Consider the following 19,124-nt stretch of genomic DNA (forward strand, 5'->3'; position numbering starts at 1 on the left):
GCGGCGTCCAGGACCGCTCAGGGTCTGGCGCGACGTGCGTTGAGTAGGGCAGCGACGAGTCCCAGGGCATAAAGGGCCGAACCGGCCAGTACCAATCCGAGTGATCGGCCGTCGGGGGCGATCACGAGGGCTGCGGCGGCGATCGACGCGATGAACGCTACGTTGAACACGGTGTCCTGGAGCGCGAACACCTGCCCGCGGCGGTCGTCTTCGATGTCGATCTGCATGGCGGCGTCGCCGCTCAGCTTGATCGACTGCCCGGCGAATCCGAGAACCAGTGCACCCCACAGCAGGGAGGCCTGGGTCAGGGTCGCCACGAGCGTCGTCTGCGCCACAAGGGCGAGGACCAACGCGGTCGTGATGGTGCGGGAGCGACCGATTCGCGGAATGGTGAACGGTGTGGAGATCGCGGCGAGCAGCATCCCCGCTGCGGTCGCGCCGACCGCGACACCGAACCCGGCCAGTCCTCCCGGTAGGGAACCGGCCCTGGACGTGTCTCGCAGCACGAGGACCATGATCAGCGTGTTGGCGCCGAACACGATCCGATGCGTGCCGATGCCGATCATGGCGGTGGTGACGCCCGGGGACCGCCACACGGCCACGGCTCCGTTGCGCAGTCCCGACGCGACGGCACGGACCACCCCGTAATCCGCCCGTTCATCCGCGTGTGGGCCGAGAAGCCGACGATGGAATCGGGACGCCGCGAGAGCGGCGACCACGGAACCGATCGCGGCGGCGGCGACGGCGATACCGGACCCGCGGTCGCCTGCGCCCGCGACACCGATGATGGCGACGGATGTTGTGGCTCCGAGAGCGGACACTACCGAACCGGTGGTGGTGAGCACGGAGTTGGTGGCGACCAGCCACGATTTGTGGACCACGCGCGGTAGCGCGGCGGAGACGCCGGCGAGTACGAACCTACTGACACCGATGGCGGCGAGGGCGAGGAGAAGGATCGGGAACTCTCCGGCCCCGGACCCCAGAAGGGCGGCGGTCACCAGAATCAGTACTCCACGTAGGACATTGGCCCACAGCAGCACCGTCCGACGATCCCAGCGGTCGAGGAGTGCCCCCGCGTAGGGTCCGATCACCGAGTAGGGAAACAGCAATACCGCGAAGCCGGCGGCGATCGCCAGCGGGTCGGTCTCGCGCTCGGGATTGAACAGGATGGCGCCACCCAGCGCTGCCTGAAACATTCCGTCGCCGAACTGGCTGGCGAATCGCACGGTCGCAAGCCGGGCCAGCCCGGGCGACCGGCGCAGGGTGTGCGCGGTACGACGCCACGCCTCCCGTCGTCCTCGCGGGTTGCCGAGCTGTTCCGCCATTCACGGGACCCTATCCGGCCTGTGCGAGGGACCTCTCCCGCCACCACTGGACGGTCTGCTCTGCGGCCTCGGGCAGTGGCGTCGGCTTCAGCCCGAGGCGCTGCTCGCTGGCACTCGAATCCATGACGAACGGGTTCTCGAACTGGTACATCATCTCCGCCAGCTCGCGGGACCCCTCGTGGAGGCGGCCTGCCGTCCGGAGAACCCATCCCGGGAGAGCGCTCACCTTCGGTGCCGGCACCCCCGCTGCGTCGGCGTAAGCCTGGACCATCTGCCGCTGGGTCACCGCGGGGGCCGTCGGCGCGTGCAACACGGAGTTCCACAGGTCGCGGTCGTGTGCTGCGACGATCATCGCCGCCGCGAGGTCGGGGACGAAGGTGAAGGAGTGGGGCGTGTCGGCAGAGCCCAGGACGCGCATCGTCTTGCCGGCGAGCACAACCGGGACCATGCGCTCGCCGGCGTGGGCGCTGAGCACCTGCGGACCGAAGAAGTCGGAGGCGACGACACTGACGGTGGGGGTCGAGGAGGCGGCGCGAGCGTCGAGCAGCCGGGCACGGATTCCGCGCTTTCCCGTCGTGGCGGTGCGCGGCGTGGTTTCGGTCATGGGCTGCTGTTCGGTGTCGTAGGAGTAGAGGCTTTCCGGAAACACGACCACCGCGCCGACCTCTCCCGCCGCCTCCAGAACGGTGTGCTCCGCCGCGGGGAGGGTGCGCTCCCACGCCTCGGCGGTATAGGCGGCGTGAATGCAGTGGTAGACGGCGGCGGCCCCCTCGAAAGCTGCATGCACGGCCGAGGGGTCGGATACGTCGACCGCCCTTCGCTCGATCAGCGGGTGTTCCGGACCGCTTCCGGAGCGGGTGAGCAGGCGGACGCGTCGCCCCTGTTCTGCGAGCTGCTGTGCCACTGTCGCGCCGACGGGTCCCGCGCCGGTGACGATTTCGATGTTCGACATTTCTGCTCCCGATGTGTGTGGTGTCCAGTAGGGAGAGCACTGCTCTCTGTTCGAAGAGTGCGCCCGTATGAGCGCAAAGTCAAGAGCACTGCTCTCGTTTGTTGACACCGCTCTCTCCGATCGGCACCCTGAACCCATGCCGGCAACACCACGGGAACGTGCCCGAGAGCAGACGTTGCAGGACATCACCCGAATAGGCCGCGAACAGCTGGCCGTCGTCGGTGCCGCGGCACTGTCGTTGCGAGCGGTGGCTCGGGACCTCGGAGTGGTCTCGTCCGCCGTGTATCGGTACGTGAAGAGCCGCGACGAACTGCTGACCCTGCTCGTCGTCGACGGATACAACGAGCTCGGGGACGAGGTGGACGCCGCAGTCGCGTCTGCGCAACATCCGCGACAGCAGTTCCTGGCCCTGGGCCGCGCGGTACGGGCGTGGGCTCTGCGTGAGCCGGCGCGCTACGGACTACTGTTCGGCAGCCCGGTTCCCGGCTACGACGCCCCTGGCGAACAGACCACGACGCCCGGAACCCGGGTCATCTACGCGCTGGTCCGCATCTTCGACGGTGCCTACCGCTCGGGCCTTCTCGACGCCGACGCGTCCGCCCCCCTCGACGCCGGTCTTGCCGCCGATCTCGACCGGATTCGCGCGGAGCTCGTCCTCACCACTCCCGATCACCTGCTCGCCCGCGGGGTCCTGGTGTGGTCCAGCCTGTTCGGTGCGGTGAACTTCGAGGTCTTCGGTCAGTACGGGGCGGATACGTTCACCGATCCGGCTGCCCTGTTCGAACACCATCTCGCCGTGCTCGCCGACACTGCCGGGCTCCCGCCCTCCTGAATTCGTGCGAACCGGACGCAGCTCGCGTCCTGGGACACATCACTCTCGCCGCGGTGGGATGATGTTCGGGTGGCGCACGCAGAAGAACCCGAGGATCGAATGGCGTCGACGGAACCGGTGGTCCGCCCGGGGAGCTTGTTGGTCTCGTCCACCGATCTGGTCGAGCCCGCATTCCGTCGCACCGTGATTTATGTGATCGAACACAATGAGGCCGGGAGCCTCGGCGTGGTCATCAACCGCCCCAGCGAGACCGCGGTGCAGGAGGTGCTGCCACAGTGGGCACCGCTCGCCGCCCGCCCCGCCGCGCTCTATGTCGGTGGTCCCGTCAAGCGGGACGCCGCGCTGTGCCTGGCCACCCTGCGGACCGGTGCGCTCATCGACGGGGTCGCGGGACTGCGCCGGGTGCACGGCCGCGTCGTGATGGTCGATCTCGACTCCGACCCCGAGGTCATCGCACCCCTGGTGGAAGGTGTCCGCATCTTCGCCGGTTACTCGGGCTGGACGTTCGGGCAGCTCGACTCGGAGCTGCAGCGTGACGACTGGATGGTGGTGTCCGCGCTGCCGTCGGACGTCGTGGCGCCGGCCCGCATCGACGTCTGGGCCCAGGTCCTGCGACGTCAGCCTCTTCCTCTCGCCCTGTTGGCCACTCACCCGATCGACGTCGAGCGCAACTGAGCCGACACACCCTCGAGCACGTCCCGGGGTCTGTCGGAGACGGGTGGTATCAACAGAGCAGGACGAAGTAAGGAGGCAGCAGACGTGAACAGACCATGCGGACGTTGCGAGACGGCACACGACCACTGCCACGGAACGTTGATCGTGCACAGCCGGCGCGGCATCGAGTGCACCGACGAGTCGTGCGTCGAGCTGTCCGAGGTTCGCCATACCCTGATCATCGACTGCGAGGAACTCGGCGACGGATGCTTCTGCACCGCGGAGTTCACTGCCGAACTGCGTCACGCCTCCTGAGGGATCGGCCCCAGATCCACGCCCACCTCATGCAGGCGACGGCGTAACCGGGAAAGGTGGCTGCCCGGCCAGTACAGGTGGCCGCAGTTCCGGCACCGACTGAAGTCGCGCTCCCGTTCCGCCACTCCGGGTGGCACCTCGTGGCGTGCCTCGTCCCAGGACACCGTGGTCAAGGTCCCATTGCACCCCGCGCATCGGGTGAACGGCGCGATCCGTGCGTGGAGGTCGAAGCGGTCCAGTACTTCCCGTAGCTGGCGGCGTGGATCGGTCTCGTGCAGGAAGGCGCCGTGAGTCACTGCCGCACGCTTGAGGAGGCCGGTGTCGCGGGTGAGGACGATCCGGTGCTCGGACACCGAAATCTCGACCAGTTCGGTGTCGTCGAAGTCGTTGCGGTACCGGGTGTCGAAGCCGAGTAACCGGAGATAGCCGGCGAGCCGGCCGAGATGCACGTCGAGGACGAACGAGGATTCGCGTAACGGTCGCGGTCGCAGTCGAGTGAGACCCGTGATGTCGACGCGTTCGAACACGGGATACACCGTGACCCGTTCGCCCCCGACGAGGCGGTGCGCGAAGTCGACCGAGATCTGGTCGACGAGCACGAGGTCAACTTCGGTGTGCGGCACGCCCAGCGCTTCGATGCGGTCCTTTACCGAGGGTGTGCCGATGAAGTAATGCGCGAATGTGCGCTTCCGCGACTCCGGCGCGAGGAAGTCGTTCAGCTCCTCGTAGAAGCGGAACTCGCACTGGCGAAGTGGTTCAGGCATCAGCATTCACTTCCTGAGGCCACAGTACTGGGCGACTCCTCACGATCGCCCGACACCCTGCAACCGGTCGATGGCGACTGTCGACCCGGGCGCTCACTCCCGCCGTCGGTCGGCGAATGCGTTGAGGACCCCGGCCATGTCCTCGGCTTCCGCGGTGGTGATGGTCAATCGGTCACCGCACGCGGTGGTGACGATCACCGCGGGCCCGGTGCGGGTGACGACGCCGTAGTTCCGCGGCCCCTTCACTTTCAACCCCCACCCACCGAAGTCGTCGAAGGGCTTGACTACGTCGACGCGCGCACCCTCGATCTCGTCGATGCCGTAGTCGAGGGCGGTCATGCCCATGTTGATCACCCGGATGCCGTCCTCGTCCACGATGACACGGAAGCGCAGGAGGCTGACGATCAACAGCCCGACGGGAACGAACACGGCGAGCGGCCACCAGCCGCCGGAAATGCGGCAGACGACGAGGGCGGGGACGACGCCGAGCAGAAGAAGCAGGATTCCGGACCCCGCTGTCCCGAAACCCACGGATGCGGCCACTGCGGCGGGTGCGGCGGCCCGGGGCAGTGTGACGTCGGGTCGATGTGTGGCCGAGACCCGGCGCCGGTAGTCCCGCAGACACGCCGCGCCGATCATTCCGACACCGGCGCCGAGTACGGTCCCGGCGCCGAGGGACCACAGCGGAAGCTCGGTATCGGCCGGATCGGTGACATCGAGTTGGACGGCGAGTATCACCACGTGCACGGTGCTGACCATCCCGACCACAGACAACCCGACGACGAGCATGGTGCGGCGCATCATGAGCAAGGCCGGCGCGAGGGCGGCAACGGCCGCGCAGCCACCGCCGAAGAGGACCGTCACGAGAGCGAACGTCCAGGCACTGGACATCGGGGTGGAAAAACCGTCCGCCGAGGTGGTGGTCCAATGCGTGGCGATTTCCGCGGGCAGCCGGGGTTCCCACAGCTTCGTCAGGAGCACGCCGGACAACGCGGCTACCACGGGCAGGATCACACCGAAGACGGCTCCAGCGGGGTCGACGATTTTCGAACTGGGCACCGGGTGGGCCGTCTGCCGCCGATCAGGACGGCTGGCAGGCGTCCTTCAGCGAGCAGGCTCCACAGGAGTTGCCACAGGCACCGGTATCAGCAGCGGGCACGGCTGCCGCCGCCCGGGCACCGAGTGATCCGCCCGTACCCGCTGTGAGCGCAGCAGCGACGACGCTGACCAGGAGGGCGCCGATCCCGATGACTCCACCGACCAGAATTCCGGCGACACCACCGATGATCAGCAGCCCGGCCGCGGCGAGAAGCGTGGGGCCCGCGACCTTGTTCGCCAGGGTGAAGGCGTCGTCGTCGCGCAGTGTCTCGGCAGTCCGGACACCCGCCCACCGGTTGCGCGGCAGACGTTCGGTGAGGCCGGCCAGGGCGACGCCGGCAACGGCGACGGCGAGGACGAACAGCACGACGGAGGCAATCAACACGACACCAGGATACGGCGCACCCGGATGCGCAGGTGAGTCCGGGTGGGGTGAGGCTCTACCCTGGTTGACGGTATTCCTCTCCATCCACGAATGTCAGCCAAGTAGATAGCGACCACAGTGACCGAGCACGCGCAGCCCGCCAACCCGTCCGACGCGACCCCGCAGCACCGCTACACCGCGGAACTCGCCGGCCAGATCGAGCAGCGCTGGCAGGATCGATGGAGCGCGGAGGGCACCTTCGACGCGCCCAACCCGGTCGGCCCGCTGGCAGGCCCGGTTCCCGCCGACAAGCTGTTCGTGCAGGACATGTTCCCGTACCCGTCGGGGACGGGCCTGCACGTGGGGCACCCACTCGGCTACATCGCCACCGACGTGTTCGCCCGCTATCACCGGATGCAGGGCCACAACGTGCTGCACACGCTCGGGTACGACGCGTTCGGTCTGCCGGCGGAGCAGTACGCGGTGCAGACGGGCACGCATCCGCGGGCCACCACCGAGGCGAACATCATCAACATGAAGCGCCAGCTCCGGCGTCTCGGCCTCGGGCACGACGAGCGGCGCACGTTCGCGACCACCGACGTCGACTTCTACCACTGGACGCAGTGGATCTTCCTGCAGATCCATGACGCCTGGTTCGACAAGAAGGCTGGGAAGGCCCGGCGCATTTCCGAGCTCGAGGCGGAGTTCGCCTCGGGTGAGCGCACCGTGGAGGACGGGCGGGACTGGCAGTCGTTGTCGGTCTCCGAGAAGGAAGCCGTGCTCGACTCCTACCGGCTGGTGTACCACTCGGATTCGATGGTCAACTGGTGCCCGGGTCTGGGCACTGTCCTGGCCAACGAGGAGGTGACAGCGGACGGCCGCAGCGACCGCGGCAACTTCCCCGTGTTCCGGAAGCACCTGCAGCAGTGGATGATGCGGATCACTGCCTACGCCGACCGCCTCGTCGACGACCTCGAGTACCTGGATTGGCCCGAGAAGGTCAAGGCCATGCAGCGCAACTGGATCGGGCGCTCGCACGGTGCGCAGGTGAGATTCCGGGCCGACAGTCACGAGATCGAGGTGTTCACGACTCGTCCGGACACGCTGTTCGGCGCCACCTATGTGACTTTGGCGCCGGAGCACGACCTCGTCGACGAGCTCGTCGCCGCCGAGTGGCCCGAGGGCGTCGATCCGCGATGGACCGGCGGTGCGGCCAACCCGGCCGAAGCCGTTGCGGCGTACCGGAAGTCGATTGCGGCCAAGTCGGATCTCGAGCGTCAGGAATACAAGGAGAAGACGGGTGTCTTCCTCGGCACCTACGCGGTGAACCCCGTCAACGGGCGCGAGCTGCCGGTGTTCATCGCCGACTACGTCCTCACCGGGTACGGCACGGGCGCCATCATGGCGGTCCCCGGCCATGATCATCGCGACTACGAGTTCGCGACCGAGTTCGGTCTCGACATCGTCGAGGTGATCTCCGGTGGCGATCTCACGAAGGACGCGTACACCGGCGACGGCACCATCGTGAATTCGGACTTCCTGAACGGAATGACCGTCGCCGACGCCAAGAGGGTCATCACCGAGCGTCTCGAGGCGGACGGCACCGGTAAGGGCACCATCCAGTACAAGCTGCGCGACTGGCTGTTCGCTCGTCAGCGGTACTGGGGTGAGCCCTTCCCGATCGTGTACGACGCCGACGGCAATGCGCACGCACTGCCGGATTCCATGTTGCCGGTAGAACTTCCGGAGGTCGAGGACTACGCTCCCGTGTCCTTCGATCCCGACGACGCCTCCTCGGAGCCCTCTCCCCCGCTGGCGAAGGCTGTCGACTGGGTCAATGTCGAACTCGACCTCGGGGACGGGCTGCAGACGTACCGCCGCGACACCAACGTGATGCCACAGTGGGCGGGCAGTTCGTGGTACCAGCTGCGCTACATCGACCCGACCAACCAGGACACGTTCTGCGACAAGGAGAACGAGCAGTACTGGACAGGTCCCAGGCCGGAGATCCACGGACCGAACGATCCCGGCGGCGTCGACCTGTATGTCGGCGGTGTGGAGCACGCTGTGCTGCACCTGCTGTACTCGCGGTTCTGGCACAAGGTGCTGTTCGACCTCGGCCACGTCAGCTCGAGCGAGCCGTACCGCCGCCTGTACAACCAGGGCTACATCCAGGCCTATGCCTACACCGATTCGCGCGGGGTGTACGTGCCGGCCGACGAGGTGGAGGAGAAGGACGGCAAGTTCTTCTATCAGGGCGCGGAGGTCAACCGCGAGTACGGCAAGATGGGCAAGAGCCTCAAGAACTCCGTGTCGCCGGACGAGATCTGCGAGGAGTACGGGGCCGACACCCTCCGGGTGTACGAGATGTCGATGGGCCCGCTCGACACGTCGCGTCCGTGGGCGACCAAGGACGTGGTCGGCGCTCAGCGTTTCCTGCAGCGCGCCTGGCGGGTGGTGGTCGACGAGGAGTCCGGCGCCGTGCGGGTCACGGACGACGCCCCCTCCGAGGACACCCTGCGTGCGCTGAACAAGGCGATCGCCGGGGTGAGCGACGACTACACGGCCTTGCGGGACAACACCGCGGCGGCCAAGCTGATCGAGTACACCAACCATCTCACCAAGGCCTACCCCGGCGGTGCCCCTCGCTCCGCGGTGGAGCCCCTGGTGCTCATGCTCGCGCCGCTGGCCCCGCACCTCGCGGAGGAGCTGTGGTCGCGCCTCGGCCACGAGAAGTCGCTGGCCCACGGCCCCTTCCCGGTGGCCGAGGAGAAGTGGCTGGTGGAGGACACCGTCGAGTACCCGATCCAGGTGAACGGCAAAGTCCGCAGCCGAGTCACGGTGGCGGCCGACGCGTCACGCGAGGAGATCGAGAAGATCGCGCTCGCCGACGAGAAGATCGTGGCACTGCTGGACGGCAAGGATCCGCGCAAGGTGATCGTCGTGCCGGGGAAGATGGTCAATATCGTCCTCTGAAGTGCTCCGCACCCGTGAGCACTTCTTAACACTCCGTGTTGAGAAGTGCTCACGGGTGTCGTGTTTGCGCTACTGTCCTCGAATAGAACGCGTTCTAGTCGACTTCAGGAGCATTCGCCATGGCACCGTCCGCAGAAGACATCCGCAAGACCGTCGAGAGGTACGTCGAGGTGGTGGCCACGGGCACCGTCGACGACGTGCTGGCGCTCTATGCCGACGGTGCAGTCGTGGAAGATCCGGTGGGTACCGACCCGCGGACCACGGTGGAATCGATCCGTGAGTTCTACGGGGTGATCGAGCCGCTACAGCAGACCAGCGAACTGCACACGCTGAGGATCGCCGGAAACACAGCGGCCTTCCACTTCTCGCTGGTCACCGAACTGGGCGAGCAGAAGCTCGAGATAGCGCCGATCGATGTGATGACCTTCGACGACGACGGCAAGATCACGACCATGAAGGCGTACTGGTCACAGGAGGACATGGTTACGCGCTGACACGCACACGACCACACCGGGATTACCGCCCGGTCGAGCAGACAGTGTGCTTACGATGTCGGTGTGGCCACCGACGACGCCGGGCCGGCCGCAAGGGGTGCCCGACGCAGAGCAGTCGCACGTGCAGGTACGCGCTTCCGGCGCGTACCGCGTCACTGGCTGGTCGTAGCGGGTGCCGTCGCCGCCACGGTGATGGTGGCCTGCTCCTCCGGGTCGGAGGTCAGGACCGTCTCCGTCGAGCTCAACGGCGCCATGGACGACGGGTATCCCTGGACCCAGGTGCTGCTGCCGCCGCAGACGCCCACCACCGTTCCGTACGGTCCTGCCGGCACCGAACTCCCCACCGAGGGCGGCACCGGCGGCATCCGAGTGGTGGGTGACCGCACGGGTCTCTACGGGGGAAGCCCGGACCGGTTGCTGTGCGACCGCCAGAAGCTCGTCGACGATCTCGAACGGGACCCCGCCCGAATGACGGCGTGGTCCGGCGTATTCGACGTCGACGACGTTCGGAGTTACGTACGAACGCTGACGCCGGTTTTGCTTCGCGCGGATACCCGGGTCACCGACCACGGGTTCGAGGGGGGCCGGGCGCAGCCGGTCCAATCAGTTCTCGAGGCCGGGACGATCGTTCTGGTCGACGACCACGGCGTGCCGCGGGTTCGGTGTGTACAAGGCAGCCCTCTCCTGGCCCCCATCCTCGGCGAGAATTCGGAAGTACAGGGTGACCGGTGGCCGAACTTTCAGGAGGATCGGCTCTTGGTAGTGCAGCCGTCGAACCTCGCAATGAACGACATCGCCGTCGTGGACTTGATGACCGGAGGCCTTACTCCCGTTCCGGTCGGTGCGGGACCGGGGCAGCCCGCGGAGCGCCCGCGGCCACCGGCGCCGGTGATCTCCGAAGCCCCTGTCGTCGATTCGCCGCCGATCGCGGTGCAGCAGGCTGCGCCACGTCCTGCCCCGGCTACGGTTGCGCCGCCGCCACCGCCTCCTCCCCCACCACCACCACCGCCTCCTCCGCCACCACCGCCGCAGGTCGAATTGCCACCGCCTCCGGCCCCCGCGCCGTTGCCGCAGCCGCAGATCCGGGTGCAGATTCCCGGCATGCCTCTCCTGGTCATTCCCATTCCCTAGGGATCGGAAGTGACGCCACCCTTGATCTATGGTGGAACGTGTTCTAGTTTTGGTACTTCACGTACCGATAGGGAGCCGTATGACCACATCAGGGGACAACCACGCCATCCTCCCCGCGAAGGAATCGGTGGACCAGAGCTTCGACGTGGTCGTGGTCGGATCGGGCGCTGCCGGAATGAGTGCCGCGATCACCGCGGCCGCGCGCGGACTGAAAGTGGTGATCGTCGAGAAGTCGCCGTATTGGGGCGGCTCCACGTCCCGATCCGGTGGCGGAGTATGGATTCCGGGAAACACGGTGCTCCAACGGGACGCTCCCCCCGACGATCTCGAGGCCGCCCGCACGTACGTGCGCAGCATCGTCGGACCGGTCGTCGATCCCGAGCGGATCGACACCTACATCGACAGAGGGCCGGAAGCACTCCAGTTCCTGATCGACCACAGTCCGCTGAAGTTGGAATGGGTGAAGAACTACTCCGACTACTACCCGGAGGCACCGGGTGGGCTGGCTACCGGTCGCTCGTGTGAGCCCGTGCCGTTCGATGCGCGCGCACTCGGCGACGACCTCGACACCCTGCATCCGCCGTACAGCAAGACCCCACTGAACGTCGTCGTGAAGCAGTCGGATTATCGCTGGCTGAGTACGGGATTCCGGACTTGGCGCGGACCGGTTCGGATGGTGCGGGTCGGGCTGCGCAGTATGGTCGCGAAGGCGCGGCGACAGCACCTGATCGGCATGGGTGCGGCCCTGATGGCGGAACTCCTTCTCGGGGTCCGCCAAGCGGGTATCCCCCTGCGGCTGAACACCGAGCTGACCGATCTGCTCACCGAGAACGGCCGCGTAGTCGGGGTGGTCGTGAAGTCGGACGAGCAGACCACGACGCTGCGCGCGGGGCACGGTGTCGTCCTGGCGTGCGGTGGATTCGACAACAATGCGGAGATGCGACGGAAGTACCAGCGCGAGCCGATCGGTTCCGACTGGACCACCGGGGCACCGTCGAATACGGGCGACGGTATCAATGCGGCGCTGAAACTCGGTGCCGGGGTGAGCTTCATGAGCGACGCGTGGTGGGGTCCGAGCATCCCGCTGCCCAAGGGACCGTGGTTCGCCCTCGCCGAGCGGTCACTGCCGCGCAGCATCATGGTCAACGACCGCGGCGAGCGGTTCATGAACGAGTCGCTGCCGTATGTCGAGGCGGTACATCGCATGTATGGCGGTGAGTACGGGCAGGGCGACGGCCCGGGCGAGAACATCCCCGCCTGGTTGATCTTCGACCAGACCTACCGGGACCGGTACCTCTTCGCCAGTGTCACGGCGCGTGCCCCGCTTCCCAGGAAGTGGCTCGAAAGCGGGGCGATCGTCAAGGCGTCCACTCTCGAGGGCCTTGCCGAGAAGATCGGTGTTCCCGCGGATCGTTTCACCGCCACGGTCGAACGGTTCAACGGGTTCGCCCGCCGGGGTGTGGACGAGGACTTCCACCGTGGTGAGAGCAAATACGACCACTACTACGGCGACATCAGCAACAAACCCAACCCGAGCCTGGGCGAGTTGACCAAGGGCCCGTTCTACGCGGCCAAGATGGTCCCGGGCGATCTGGGTACGAAGGGCGGCATCAACACCGACACGGCGGGGCGAGCACTTCGCGAAGACGGAACCGTCATCGAGGGACTCTATGCGGCGGGAAACACGAGCGCGCCGGTCATGGGACACACCTATGCGGGACCGGGAGCCACGATCGGTCCTGCGCTGGTTTTCGGCTATCTTGCGGCACTCGACATTGCGGAGAGGGCGCGGTCGATGGCAGGCACGTCCGGAGAGTGATGTCCGAACGCGAGGCCGTGGTCGACGGATTCCGTTGGAGTATCAGCGATCTGGGCACAGGACCGCCGGTGGTGATGTGCCACGGATTCCCGGGACTCGGGTTCAGTTATCGCCATCAGAGTCGCGCGCTCGCCGAGTCCGGGTTCCGGGCCCTCGCGCCGGACATGCCCGGGTACGGTCGCACGGACACCCCCGTCACCATCGACGACTACGCGAACGATCGCGTCGCCGACCAACTCGTCGGCCTCCTGGACACGCTCGGTGAAGATCGAGCGGTATTCGTCGGCCACGACTTCGGCGCCCCGGTCGCGTGGACGCTCGCTCTACGCCACCCCGAGCGGGTGTCGGGGCTGGTGCTCCTGGCGGTGCCCTATGCGCCCGACCGTTTCCCCGCCCGACCGTCCGAGTTGTATGCGGCGGTGGCGCGCAAGCACTTTCTGCACATCCACTACTTTCAGGAACCCGGTGTCGCGGATCGGGAGCTCGACGCCGACCCTCGCCGATTCCTGCACAGGCTGTTCCACGCGCTCTCGGGCGACTATCACTACCTCGACATCTGGCAGCACCCGTCCGAGGGCAACGGTTATCTCGACGTGTTGCCGCACGCACCGCCGTTGCCGTGGTCGTGGTTGTCGCAGGCCGAATTCGACCACTACGTCAGAGTATTCAGCGCTACCGGATTCACCGGGGGCCTCGACTGGTATCGGGCGTACGACGCGAACTGGGAACGCAGCGTGGACCTCGATGGCGCCCCCATCGAGGTCCCGACGCTGTTCATCGCCGGTGCCCGTGATCCCGTCCTCGCGATGAGCGGTTCGGCGGCACTCGACCGCATGCGGGAGGCCGTTCCCGACCTGCGGGGCGTGCACATACTGGAGGGTGCCGGGCATTTCGTTCAGCAGGAGCGGCCCACCGAGGTGAACACGCTCCTGCTGGATTTCGTAACCGACCTGGACGTCACCGGGTCGGCAGGCCACTAGCTGCCGGCGGCCTTCTCGTTCTTGCGGTTGGCGGCCTCGGACTCGGCCAAATCCTCCACGCGGTCGGCCCGCGCCCGCTTGTCTGCAGCCTCGTTCTGCTTGTCGGCGGCTTCCTGCAGTTGCTCCTTGGCAGGTGTAGCGGCCTTCTCCTCGGCAGCCTTGATCTTCTCCCGCTCGTTCCGTGCGGCGGCCTCCGCGGCCTGTTTACGCTGAGCTGCCTGCTCGTCGGCCTGCTTCGCGGCGGCTTGCTTGCGCTGTTCGGCCTCCTGAGCGGCGGCGCGCTTGCGTTCTTCTTCGCGCTTACGGGCTTGCTCGACCTCGCGCTGCTTCGCCTCCTGCGCTTCAACTTGCTGCTCGTTGGCGCGCTGCCGCTCGGCTTCCAACTCGGCGTCTGCCTCCGCCTCTTTGCGGCTCGCCTCGGCATCGAGTTCCGCTGCCCGCAGGAGCGCGTCGCTGCGTTTGGTGAGCGCCGCGCCGCGCTGCTCGACCTCCTGATCGCCCAGAACACTGCCGACGGCGCCGTCGAGGACGCCGAGAGTGCGTTCGTACATCACCCGCGCCGGCGCCTCGGTACCCAGCCGGGACATGAACTGGTCCTCGATCAGTTGCAACGGGAACCGCACGATTTTGTACTGCAGGCGCAGGACCGCTAACGGCACACTGACGATATTCATCGAATCTCCCTCGATACGTGGGTGGTGATCAGGACTGTTCGGCGTCGTCGCGCAGGGCCTCGGCTTCGCGACGTGCACGCTCGGCTTCGGCCCGCGCGGCGTCCGCTTCGCGTATCGACTGGCGATGCTCCTCGACGGCCTCTCCGGCGCTCTCCGCCGCGGCAGCGACCTCGGTGCGCGCATTCTCTTCGGCGCGACTGGTTTCGATCCGGGCGTCGACTCCGGCTCGGGCCTGCTCCGTGGCCACCTCACGGTGCTGCACCTCTTCGGCCGCCCGGCGCTGTGCTCGGCGCTGCTCTTCGGCGGCTTGCCGTGCAACATCCGCCTCGTCCCGGACCTCGGCGCGTTCTGCGGCCCCTTCGGCACGCACTTCCTGGAGTTCCTCGGCCGCCTGCTCGGTCTCCGCCCGGGCGATGGCTTCGGCGGTGTTCGCCTCTTTGCGCTGCTGCGCCTCGGCTTGCTGCAATTGTCCCTCGGCGGTCAGCGAGTCGTTCCCGGTCACCGCTCCGGCGACCTCTTTCGCCTTGCCCTTGACGGAGTCCAGCAAACCTTCGCGGGCTTCCCCGGACGTGTCGCGATCACTCATGGATGGTTCTCCTACTGTCGTGGGCTGAACGGGCTGTCGTGTGCTGAAAAGGCTGTCGTGCGCTGAAAGGGCTGGCTTTGCCGTCCCGAACCGACGAGTAACCAGAATGGGCGACCGCGAATCGCGGGATTCTGTCGCAGTCGTTAATTCCGTGGGTTCTCCGGTGTGATCACCTAGCATCGGGGCCATGACCGCGCCGCACACCGATCAGTCGTATACCGCACTGCTCGAGGAGGTGGCCGCGTCGCAGCGGGCGCTCGAGTCGACGCTCGAGACCATGACCGACCAGCAGGCCCGTGAACCCTCCCGGTTACCGGGGTGGAGTCGTGGTCATGTGGTGACGCATCTGGCGAGGAACGCGGATGCTCTCAACCGGTTCGCCGTCGGCGTGATTACGGGGGAACCCGCTCCGGAGATGTATCCCGGCGGGCCTGCTGCCCGGGCAGCCGCGATAGAGGAGGGGGCGGGCCGGCCCGTCGAGCTCCTCGCCGCCGACTTCCAATTCGCCGGCCGCCGCGTAATCGATTCGCTTCGGGAGATCACCGCGGACCGGTACGAGACGCCGGTGAACTGGCGTAAGCCGGTGACGGCCCGGGATGTGCCGGTACTGCGGTGGCGTGAACTCGAGATCCACCACGTCGACCTCGGCCTGGACCATGCGGTCGGTGACTGGCCGGAGGCTTTCGTCGACAACACGTTGGCGACGGAGCTACCCGAGTTGAAGACACTTCATCCCGACGTCACCATTCCGGAACTGCCGCATCACGAGCTGCTCGCGTGGTTGATCGGCCGTCCCACCCGTACCGGGCTGCCGTCGGTTCCCGCCTGGCCGTTCTGACCGTCAGGCGTATTCGGCAGTGTCGAAGGAGCTGGCCTCGTCGAGGCCGGCCCAGATGATGTTGCAGCGCTTACGGGTCATTTCGTCGGCGTCGGTGAGCAGGGCGTCGAGCAGGGAGCGGGGGGCCTTCTGCCATGACTGCTGCAGGGCTTCCACAGCGTGGGGCGGGAACAGCCCGGAGCGTGCGGCCGCGAGGGTCCACTCGCCGAACTCGCCATCGTGGATCCGCTCGACGGCGTCGTAGTCCACGTCGCCGTCGCCGAGATCGAGGGAGAACATCGAAGCGAAGAGATCGCCGCTCACGTCGATGACGGAATCGTTCGGCTTGCGCTGTTCGGTGTTCATCGTGGCGTTACCTCCTGAGCCGACGTGAAAAACCCGACTCGTGCTGGCGAACTGTGCTGACGTAAAGAACTGTAGGGCGGTTGATTGTGAGCAGCTTAAGGGTTTTCTGAAGGACCAAACAGTGATGTATCTCACGTCGGTTTTTTGCCGGTGCGTCGCGCAAGTCTCGCTGTCACCGGACGCGCAGCACGACTTCGGTGGGATGTGCGTCGGCCGGCGTCTCGACGGCCTGACGTACGGCAGCGGCGACCGTCGAGGCTCGGAGGTACCTCTCGGGACGGTATTCGTTGCCCTCGCCTGCGACGATGGCGCGTTGCATGTCCGTGTCGATCCGTCCGGGGTGAAGGGAGGTGACCCGCAGGTCCGGCTCCTCGAGCCGCAGGGAGTCCGCGAAGGCGCGGAGGGCGAATTTGCTCGCCGCATAGGATCCCCACCCGGCATTTGCCCGGATTCCCGCACCGGAATTGATGAGCACGACGTGTCCTCCGGCGGCGCGCAGGGCAGGTAGGAGGAGGCGCGTCAGCTCGGCCACGGCGATCACGTTCGCTTCGAGTGTGTGACGCCACTGCTCGACGCTGGACTCGGCGACGGTCGACAGGTCGGCGACCCCGGCGTTGTGCACCAGCACGTCGAGGTGCTCGATCGGCGCGCAGGCGTCGGCCACCGCGTCGTAGTCGGTGAGTTCGACGGGCCAGGGAGTCGCGGCGGGGAGTTCGCCGAGGATGGCGGTCAGCGACGCTGCTGTGCGGGCTCCGAGGAGGAGGTCGTGACTCGGTGCGAGTTCGCGGGCGATGGCGGCTCCGAGGCCGCGGCTGGCTCCGGTGATCAGGGCTGTGGGCACGGACCCGAGGCTAGCGGCCGTGAGCACTTCTCAACGCCCCAGTGTTAAGAAGTACTCACGGGGGACCAGTGATGCCAGCGCAGGGAGCGGACGGCGATTACCGGTCCCTGAGGACGGCGCGCGGCGTACTGCGGGTATTTGGTGGCGAGAGCGTCGATGGCGGCGGTTCCCTCCGCGGTGGTCGCGTCGAGCACCTCGGCCACGCCGTCTACCCGCACCCACCACAGCTGGTCCCAGTCGTCGTCGTAGTGATCGACGAGGATGCTGACGGAGGGATTGGCGGCGATGTTCTTCAGTCGTCGTAATGCCGTGGTGCGCTTGGGTTTGAAGTCGACGCACGAGTAGATCGTGTCCTCGGCGAGGGCGAAGACCAACGGTACGAGATGCGGTGCTCCGTCGGGTCCGGCGGTAGCGAGCCGGGCGACGCGGGCAGCGGAGAATCGCTGCACGGGATCCATTACGACTCCCTGACGTTCGCGTCCGACAGCGGCTGACTCGATCGCGAGGGCACGCTGCCAAGTATTGGTCGACCCGGCGAGGCACGTCAACCTCGAGTTGACTATGAAACCACCAATGTGATGCCGAGCGCGAGCATCAGCGCGGCGATACCGGCGTCGAGTGCCCGCCAGGCGCCGGGACGGGCGAATACTCGGTGCAGGAATCGGGCGCCGTAGCCGAGGGCGAGGAACCAGCTGACGCTCGCGACGGCCGCTCCGACGCCGAACAGCCAACGCCCGGGATCTCCTTGATTGTTGGCGACCGATCCGAGCATCAGCACCGTGTCGAGGTAGACGTGCGGGTTCAGCCAGGTCAGTGCGAGGCAGGTGAGGACCGCGGTGGCGAGTGTGGCAGACCCGACTTCCTGCGGAGTGTCGAGCGTGCCGGGACGTAGGGCTCGACGGGCCGCGAACGCCGCGTAGGCCAGCAGGAACGCTGCTCCGGCCCAGCGGATGACGGTGATTGCGCCGGGCGCGTGGGCGAGGATCGTGGCAATTCCGCTGATCCCGAGTCCGATGAGGATGACGTCGGAGATCGCGCAGAGAGCGACGACGGGAAGGACGTGTCGGCGGACGATGCCCTGCCTCAGTACGAAAGCGTTCTGGGCGCCGATCGCGACGATCAGCGACAGACCGGTGCCGAAGCCCGCTGCTGCCGTGAGCACACTGGGTGTGAAGTCCATGGACACCACGCTACGAAGCCGCCCTGCATCAGGCCAGCTAATTATCCTTCATTGCCATTAGCATTGCTTCACATGGAGCTGGACCTCGCCGCGCTTCGCACATTTGCCGCCGTCATCGACGAAGGCACGTTCGAGGCGGCGGCCCGAACCCTGCACATCACACCGTCCGCCGTGAGCCAGCGCATCAAGGCGCTCGAGCAACAGGTGGGACGCGTGCTGGTGCAGCGGGTGAAACCGGCGCGGGCCACGGACTCGGGGCGCGTGGTGCTCACCCTCGCACGGCAAGTGGCCCACCTCGAGCAGGAGACGATGTCCTCGCTCAATCCGGATACTGCGCAGACGAGCACGTTGCCTCTCGTCGTGAACGCGGATTCGCTGTCGACCTGGATGATCCCGGCCCTAGCCCGGTTGGCACCGGAACATCGTGTGCTGTTCGACCTGCACCGTGAAGACGAGTACCACTCCACGGCCCTGCTGCGGGAGGGAACGGTGATGGCGGCGGTGACGTCCGTTTCGGAGCCGGTGCAGGGATGCACGGTGGAGACACTCGGATCGATGCGGTACCGCGCACTGTGCAGCCGTGAGTTCGCCGATCACTGGTTCCCGGACGGGCCGACCGCCGAGGCCCTGGCGGTCGCCCCCATGCTCGACTTCGACCGCAAGGATGAACTGCAGGCCAGATTCCTGCGGGGGTTCACTCGACGACGAATGCATCCACCGCGGCACTTCGTTCCCGGCTCCTCGGCATTCTCGGACGCGGTCCACTACGGGCTCGGCTGGGGACTGCTCCCCGAACTGCACACGGGCAGCGACCACGGACTGGTCGAGCTCGATCCGGCGCGACCGATCGATGTGCCGTTGTACTGGCAGCGGTGGAAGTTGGAATCGCCGCTACTCACGGCCCTCACCGGTGCCGTCCGCGAGGGGGCGCGCGAAGCGTTGCGGTGACGTGGGGT

Annotated in this window: 21 protein-coding genes; 10 read left to right on the top strand and 11 right to left on the bottom strand. The window is 66.9% G+C overall.

What is annotated here, in order from left to right; translation table 11 throughout:
• Window positions 1-17: 17 nt before the first annotated feature.
• A complete protein-coding gene (locus HYG77_RS16225; RefSeq protein WP_208959876.1) occupies window positions 18-1,325 on the bottom strand; it encodes an MFS transporter in 1,308 nt (435 codons plus the stop codon).
• 10 nt (window positions 1,326-1,335) lie between these two features.
• Complete coding sequence (locus HYG77_RS16230) at window positions 1,336-2,277, bottom strand: NAD-dependent epimerase/dehydratase family protein (RefSeq protein WP_109334734.1); 942 nt, start codon at window positions 2,275-2,277, stop codon at window positions 1,336-1,338.
• A gap of 136 nt (window positions 2,278-2,413) precedes the next feature.
• Between HYG77_RS16230 and HYG77_RS16235 the strand changes: the two genes are divergently transcribed.
• The 3 genes from HYG77_RS16235 (at window position 2,414) to HYG77_RS16245 (ending at window position 4,078) form a co-directional block, all read left to right on the top strand.
• The gene (locus HYG77_RS16235) at window positions 2,414-3,109 is read left to right on the top strand and encodes a TetR/AcrR family transcriptional regulator (RefSeq protein WP_208959877.1); all 696 of its coding nucleotides are present in this window, start codon (window positions 2,414-2,416) and stop codon (window positions 3,107-3,109) included.
• A 69-nt stretch (window positions 3,110-3,178) separates the two neighbouring features.
• Window positions 3,179-3,784 carry a YqgE/AlgH family protein gene (locus HYG77_RS16240; protein WP_109334732.1) on the top strand — a complete coding sequence of 202 codons (606 nt, stop codon included), beginning with the start codon at window positions 3,179-3,181 and terminating at the stop codon, window positions 3,782-3,784.
• A gap of 84 nt (window positions 3,785-3,868) precedes the next feature.
• Window positions 3,869-4,078: a hypothetical protein gene (locus HYG77_RS16245; protein ID WP_208959878.1), complete on the top strand. Its 210-nt coding sequence runs from the start codon at window positions 3,869-3,871 to the stop codon at window positions 4,076-4,078.
• On the opposite strand, the gene HYG77_RS16250 is transcribed toward HYG77_RS16245, so the two are convergent.
• The 3 genes from HYG77_RS16250 to HYG77_RS16260 form a co-directional block, all read right to left on the bottom strand.
• Entirely contained in the window at window positions 4,066-4,848 is a 783-nt protein-coding gene (locus HYG77_RS16250; RefSeq protein WP_208959879.1) for a Mut7-C RNAse domain-containing protein, read from the bottom strand. The two genes, HYG77_RS16245 and HYG77_RS16250, sit on opposite strands and share 13 nt — an antisense overlap.
• A gap of 87 nt (window positions 4,849-4,935) precedes the next feature.
• A complete protein-coding gene (locus tag HYG77_RS16255) occupies window positions 4,936-5,901 on the bottom strand; it encodes a DUF1648 domain-containing protein (protein WP_208959880.1) in 966 nt (321 codons plus the stop codon).
• A 22-nt stretch (window positions 5,902-5,923) separates the two neighbouring features.
• Entirely contained in the window at window positions 5,924-6,325 is a 402-nt protein-coding gene (locus tag HYG77_RS16260; protein WP_109334728.1) for an SdpI family protein, read from the bottom strand.
• 117 nt (window positions 6,326-6,442) lie between these two features.
• Between HYG77_RS16260 and leuS the strand changes: the two genes are divergently transcribed.
• The 5 genes from leuS to HYG77_RS16285 all read left to right on the top strand — a co-directional run bounded on the left by leuS (window position 6,443) and on the right by HYG77_RS16285 (window position 13,704).
• Window positions 6,443-9,280, top strand: a complete 2,838-nt coding sequence (leuS, locus tag HYG77_RS16265; RefSeq protein WP_208959881.1) for a leucine--tRNA ligase — start codon at window positions 6,443-6,445, stop codon at window positions 9,278-9,280.
• Between the two features lie 119 nt (window positions 9,281-9,399).
• Complete coding sequence (locus HYG77_RS16270; RefSeq protein WP_109334726.1) at window positions 9,400-9,774, top strand: nuclear transport factor 2 family protein; 375 nt, start codon at window positions 9,400-9,402, stop codon at window positions 9,772-9,774.
• A 63-nt stretch (window positions 9,775-9,837) separates the two neighbouring features.
• Window positions 9,838-10,905 carry a DUF6777 domain-containing protein gene (locus HYG77_RS16275; RefSeq protein ID WP_208959882.1) on the top strand — a complete coding sequence of 356 codons (1,068 nt, stop codon included), beginning with the start codon at window positions 9,838-9,840 and terminating at the stop codon, window positions 10,903-10,905.
• Between the two features lie 79 nt (window positions 10,906-10,984).
• Window positions 10,985-12,724: a 3-oxosteroid 1-dehydrogenase gene (kstD, locus tag HYG77_RS16280; protein ID WP_208959883.1), complete on the top strand. Its 1,740-nt coding sequence runs from the start codon at window positions 10,985-10,987 to the stop codon at window positions 12,722-12,724.
• A complete protein-coding gene (locus tag HYG77_RS16285; protein ID WP_208959884.1) occupies window positions 12,724-13,704 on the top strand; it encodes an alpha/beta hydrolase in 981 nt (326 codons plus the stop codon). The genes kstD and HYG77_RS16285 overlap by 1 nt, the downstream gene beginning before the upstream one ends.
• Here HYG77_RS16285 and HYG77_RS16290 read toward each other — a convergent pair.
• Together HYG77_RS16290 and HYG77_RS16295 are read right to left on the bottom strand one after the other, a co-directional pair.
• On the bottom strand, window positions 13,701-14,378 hold the full coding sequence (locus tag HYG77_RS16290; RefSeq protein WP_208959885.1) for an IF2 family translation initiation factor: 678 nt from the start codon (window positions 14,376-14,378) through the stop codon (window positions 13,701-13,703). The genes HYG77_RS16285 and HYG77_RS16290 overlap by 4 nt on opposite strands.
• A 28-nt stretch (window positions 14,379-14,406) precedes the next feature.
• A complete protein-coding gene (locus HYG77_RS16295) occupies window positions 14,407-14,964 on the bottom strand; it encodes a CsbD family protein (protein WP_208959886.1) in 558 nt (185 codons plus the stop codon).
• A 187-nt stretch (window positions 14,965-15,151) separates the two neighbouring features.
• On the opposite strand from HYG77_RS16295, the gene HYG77_RS16300 reads away from it, so the two are divergent.
• A complete protein-coding gene (locus tag HYG77_RS16300) occupies window positions 15,152-15,802 on the top strand; it encodes a maleylpyruvate isomerase family mycothiol-dependent enzyme (protein ID WP_208959887.1) in 651 nt (216 codons plus the stop codon).
• A 3-nt stretch (window positions 15,803-15,805) separates the two neighbouring features.
• Here HYG77_RS16300 and HYG77_RS16305 read toward each other — a convergent pair whose 3' ends face one another.
• The 4 genes from HYG77_RS16305 to HYG77_RS16320 form a co-directional block, all read right to left on the bottom strand.
• Window positions 15,806-16,147 carry a hypothetical protein gene (locus HYG77_RS16305; RefSeq protein WP_109334719.1) on the bottom strand — a complete coding sequence of 114 codons (342 nt, stop codon included), beginning with the start codon at window positions 16,145-16,147 and terminating at the stop codon, window positions 15,806-15,808.
• A 172-nt stretch (window positions 16,148-16,319) separates the two neighbouring features.
• On the bottom strand, window positions 16,320-16,988 hold the full coding sequence (locus HYG77_RS16310; RefSeq protein ID WP_208959888.1) for an SDR family oxidoreductase: 669 nt from the start codon (window positions 16,986-16,988) through the stop codon (window positions 16,320-16,322).
• A 44-nt stretch (window positions 16,989-17,032) separates the two neighbouring features.
• Window positions 17,033-17,446, bottom strand: coding sequence for a TIGR03668 family PPOX class F420-dependent oxidoreductase (locus tag HYG77_RS16315; protein ID WP_208959889.1), 414 nt, complete (start codon window positions 17,444-17,446; stop codon window positions 17,033-17,035).
• A 101-nt stretch (window positions 17,447-17,547) separates the two neighbouring features.
• Window positions 17,548-18,168, bottom strand: coding sequence for a LysE/ArgO family amino acid transporter (locus HYG77_RS16320; RefSeq protein ID WP_208959890.1), 621 nt, complete (start codon window positions 18,166-18,168; stop codon window positions 17,548-17,550).
• A 72-nt stretch (window positions 18,169-18,240) separates the two neighbouring features.
• On the opposite strand from HYG77_RS16320, the gene HYG77_RS16325 reads away from it, so the two are divergent.
• Window positions 18,241-19,116, top strand: coding sequence for a LysR family transcriptional regulator ArgP (locus HYG77_RS16325; RefSeq protein ID WP_208959891.1), 876 nt, complete (start codon window positions 18,241-18,243; stop codon window positions 19,114-19,116).
• Window positions 19,117-19,124 lie beyond the last annotated feature (8 nt).

This window comes from Rhodococcus sp. ZPP (assembly GCF_017656075.1).
Classification (GTDB): Bacteria; Actinomycetota; Actinomycetes; order Mycobacteriales; family Mycobacteriaceae; genus Rhodococcus_F; species Rhodococcus_F oxybenzonivorans.

What these genes read in the sequence shown, in the direction of transcription:
- HYG77_RS16290 (WP_208959885.1), bottom strand. Translation starts at nt 14,378, where the DNA reads ATGAATATCGTCAGTGTGCCGTTAGCGGTCCTGCGCCTGCAGTACAAA.
- HYG77_RS16320 (WP_208959890.1), bottom strand. Translation starts at nt 18,168, where the DNA reads ATGGACTTCACACCCAGTGTGCTCACGGCAGCAGCGGGCTTCGGCACC.
- HYG77_RS16230 (WP_109334734.1), bottom strand. Translation starts at nt 2,277, where the DNA reads ATGTCGAACATCGAAATCGTCACCGGCGCGGGACCCGTCGGCGCGACA.
- kstD (WP_208959883.1), top strand. Translation starts at nt 10,985, where the DNA reads ATGACCACATCAGGGGACAACCACGCCATCCTCCCCGCGAAGGAATCG.
- HYG77_RS16270 (WP_109334726.1), top strand. Translation starts at nt 9,400, where the DNA reads ATGGCACCGTCCGCAGAAGACATCCGCAAGACCGTCGAGAGGTACGTC.
- HYG77_RS16300 (WP_208959887.1), top strand. Translation starts at nt 15,152, where the DNA reads ATGACCGCGCCGCACACCGATCAGTCGTATACCGCACTGCTCGAGGAG.
- HYG77_RS16325 (WP_208959891.1), top strand. Translation starts at nt 18,241, where the DNA reads ATGGAGCTGGACCTCGCCGCGCTTCGCACATTTGCCGCCGTCATCGAC.
- HYG77_RS16305 (WP_109334719.1), bottom strand. Translation starts at nt 16,147, where the DNA reads ATGAACACCGAACAGCGCAAGCCGAACGATTCCGTCATCGACGTGAGC.
- HYG77_RS16235 (WP_208959877.1), top strand. Translation starts at nt 2,414, where the DNA reads ATGCCGGCAACACCACGGGAACGTGCCCGAGAGCAGACGTTGCAGGAC.
- HYG77_RS16315 (WP_208959889.1), bottom strand. Translation starts at nt 17,446, where the DNA reads ATGGATCCCGTGCAGCGATTCTCCGCTGCCCGCGTCGCCCGGCTCGCT.
- HYG77_RS16225 (WP_208959876.1), bottom strand. Translation starts at nt 1,325, where the DNA reads ATGGCGGAACAGCTCGGCAACCCGCGAGGACGACGGGAGGCGTGGCGT.
- HYG77_RS16285 (WP_208959884.1), top strand. Translation starts at nt 12,724, where the DNA reads ATGTCCGAACGCGAGGCCGTGGTCGACGGATTCCGTTGGAGTATCAGC.
- HYG77_RS16295 (WP_208959886.1), bottom strand. Translation starts at nt 14,964, where the DNA reads ATGAGTGATCGCGACACGTCCGGGGAAGCCCGCGAAGGTTTGCTGGAC.
- HYG77_RS16250 (WP_208959879.1), bottom strand. Translation starts at nt 4,848, where the DNA reads ATGCTGATGCCTGAACCACTTCGCCAGTGCGAGTTCCGCTTCTACGAG.